The 2,958-nt window shown below is 59.7% G+C and carries 3 protein-coding genes and 2 pseudogenes; 3 read left to right on the forward strand and 2 right to left on the reverse strand.

Annotation, left to right across the window (positions count from 1 at the left end; all coding sequences use genetic code 11):
* Positions 1-334, forward strand: a pseudogene (gene tolB / locus Q0239_RS02305) (Tol-Pal system protein TolB); the annotation flags it as partial.
* A gap of 35 nt (positions 335-369) precedes the next feature.
* Positions 370-897: a peptidoglycan-associated lipoprotein Pal gene (pal, locus tag Q0239_RS02310; RefSeq protein ID WP_298597780.1), complete on the forward strand. Its 528-nt coding sequence runs from the start codon at positions 370-372 to the stop codon at positions 895-897.
* A gap of 103 nt (positions 898-1,000) precedes the next feature.
* On the opposite strand, the gene Q0239_RS02315 is transcribed toward pal, so the two are convergent.
* Entirely contained in the window at positions 1,001-1,423 is a 423-nt protein-coding gene (locus tag Q0239_RS02315; protein WP_298597783.1) for a DUF6491 family protein, read from the reverse strand.
* Between the two features lie 89 nt (positions 1,424-1,512).
* On the opposite strand from Q0239_RS02315, the gene Q0239_RS02320 reads away from it, so the two are divergent.
* On the forward strand, positions 1,513-2,697 hold the full coding sequence (locus Q0239_RS02320; RefSeq protein ID WP_298597786.1) for a CaiB/BaiF CoA-transferase family protein: 1,185 nt from the start codon (positions 1,513-1,515) through the stop codon (positions 2,695-2,697).
* Here Q0239_RS02320 and Q0239_RS02325 read toward each other — a convergent pair.
* Positions 2,694-2,958: pseudogene (locus Q0239_RS02325) on the reverse strand (hypothetical protein); the annotation flags it as partial. The gene Q0239_RS02320 and the pseudogene Q0239_RS02325 sit on opposite strands and share 4 nt — an antisense overlap.

Below are 2,958 nucleotides of genomic sequence, written 5' to 3' on the forward strand. Positions count from 1 at the left end.
ATCGAACCAGCGCCGTATCAGCCATGGCGGCGGCCGTTATGCGACGCCCGAATGGAGCCCGCGCGGTGACCTGATTGCCTATACGCGCATCGCGGGTGACTTCCGTGTCGGCGTGATGCGTCCCGATGGTTCGGGCGAACGCCTGCTCACTGACAGCTGGCAGGATGAGGCGCCGACTTGGGCGCCAAATGGCCGCGTCATCCAGTTCTTCCGTACCGAACGAAATACGGGTAAAACAAGCGTCTGGCAGGTGGACCTGACCGGCCGCAACGAACGCAAGCTGCCGACTCCGGTCGACGGCTCGGACCCGGCCTGGGGGCCGGTGCTTCCATGATTGGTTTTGCGGGGCAGCAAGAAAGGAAAATAAAGATGACGAACAAGGCACGCACTTTCGCACTGTTGCTGGTCGCCAGCACCGCGCTCGCGGCTTGTGGTAAAAAGGAAATCAAGGACCTGCCGCCGGTTGCCGACAACACCACCTATGGAAACACCGGTGACACCGTGACGCCGAGCGGCCCCGCCATCATTCCGGGCAGCCAGGAAGATTTCATCCAGTCGGTTGGCTCGATGGGTGATCGCATTTTCTTCGACACCGCCCGCTTCAATGTCGATACCGCCGATCAGGCGACCTTGCAGACGCAGGCGCAATGGCTTGCGCGCTATCCCAATGCGCGGGTGACGTTGGAAGGCCATGCCGATGAACGCGGCACACGTGACTATAACCTCGCACTGGGCGAACGCCGTGCCAATGCGGCGAAAAACTATCTGGCTTCGCTCGGCGTCGATTCTTCGCGCATCCAGACGGTCAGCTATGGCAAGGAACGCCCGCAGGCACTCGGCTCCAACGAGGAAGCATGGGCGCAAAATCGCAGGGCGGTTACGGTGGTGGTGCGGTAAATGCACGGCGCCCCAGCGAAGGCTGGGGCCGTGGTAAGTTTATACTGATTGGGTTGGGCGAACTTACCGCGGCGTCGCCCCCGGCCTTAGCCGGGGAGACGAGTTACTTCGCCTTCCTGTAAGGCACAAATTCCCCTAGGCTGCACACCGGCCCTTGAATGCCGCTCGTCCGGTCGACGAGTCGGATGATGTCGCCGCTGCACAATTGCCCGCTATAGGTTTCGACAACCATGATGTCGTCGCCGCGGGTCAGACCCGGGCAAGACGAGCGCAATTTGTTCATATACACTGTGCGGCCCGATTCCCGATAAAGCAGCGTGTCGTCGCTGATGCGGATAGCGTTAACGTTGCTGCTGTTTGAAATGCAGTTGCGCGGTTCGCCCGCAACTTTGCCCTTCAGCTCCTTTTCGAGGATTTTCGCTTCCTTGTCACGGATCGGCGCGGGTGCCGTGTCGGCGTCGCCATAGGCGCATCCTGCCAGTGCGATTGAAGCAATAAGTCCGAAACTCAGTCCTGAGCGCAACATATTCGTTCTCCGCGATTGATTTGCTGTATCGACATTAGAGCATAGCCGATTATCGGAGGATGAACGACTATTCATTGGAGGAGAGTATAGTGGGCGGTTGGCCGAAGCTGGAATGGGATGGGGAGCGGACTGGACCGCTGCAGGGCGTGAAGGTGCTCGACATGTCGTCGGTCGTGCTGGGTCCCTTTGCCACAGTGCAATTGGCTGATCTTGGCGCGGAAGTTATCAAGGTCGAAAATGCGCAGGGCGGCGGCGATATCATGCGCAAGGCGGGAGACAATCCCACCGGCGACCTTGGGCCGATCTATGCCAGCCTTAACCGCAACAAAAAATCGGTCGCTTTTGATGCGTCAAAGCCGGAAGACAAGGCGGCCATATTGGAACTCGCTTCGGGTGCCGACGTCTTCTTCCATAATGTCCGCATGGCGGGAATGGAGCGGCTTGGCCTGGGCTACGAAGATATCAAGGCGGTCAATCCGGATATCGTTTACGTCCATTGCGCTGGCTATGGCGCGGAAGGGCCCTATGCCAAGCGGCAGGCCTATGATGACCTGATCCAGGCGGCCTCGGGCTTTGCCGCCCTGTTCGAGATGCGCGACAAGGGGCGTCCGCAATATGCGCCCTCGCTGGTCGCGGACAAGGTTAGCGGGATGTTCGCGGCCAATGCCGTGCTGGCGGCTTTGCTCGGGCGCGCCAACGGTCTTGGCGGGCAGTTTGTGCAGGTGCCGATGTTCGAATGCTTCACCTGGTTCCACATGGTCGAAAATCTGTGGGGGAACACCTATCTGCCGGGCAATGGCAAGATGGCCTATACCCGCTCGATCAACCCGCGCCGCAGGCCCTATCCGACCAAGGACGGCTATATCGCAATCGTGCCTTATGCTGACCATCAGTGGGAACGCTTTTTCGAACTCGCCGGTCGCCCCGGTGTGTTTCAGGATACGCGCTTTTCAACTTACAAGGCCCGGCTGGAAAACACGACCGAACTTTACGCAACCATCGAAGAATGCAGCGCGACCAAGACGACTGCCGAATGGGTCGAACTGCTCGATGCCAACAACATTCCGGCGATGAAATACAACCGGATGGCCGATGTGTTTGAGGATCCACACCTGAAGGCGGTCGATTTCTTTGAGGAGCGCGAAGCAAAGGCGGGGTACATGTATCGTTCGATGCGGCACCCGGTGCACTATGCTTCCACGCCCGCGTCGATGTTCGCCGATCCACCCAGCCTTGATGCTGACCGCGATGAGGTGTTGGGCAGTAAAAGCTAACGGTCGCGCGGTGTCCAGCCGCTGCCGTCCTTCTCCTTGTCCAGCAGGCGTAGCGCGAGGCCAGCTGCTACGCCTACCCCGATGGCCACTGTCAGGTCGGTGATGACCGTCAGCACCAGCGTCATGAAGAACAAACCCTTGTCAGCAAGCGGCAAGTGCAGATGCTCACGCCATTTTTCGGGTTCGCTCATATTCCACGCGGTCAGCATCAGCACAGCGGCGAGCGCGGGGAGAGCGAGCATCCCGGCCCAGTGGCCGACG

This window comes from uncultured Sphingorhabdus sp. (genome assembly GCF_937872355.1).
Lineage (GTDB): Bacteria > Pseudomonadota > Alphaproteobacteria > Sphingomonadales > Sphingomonadaceae > Sphingorhabdus_B.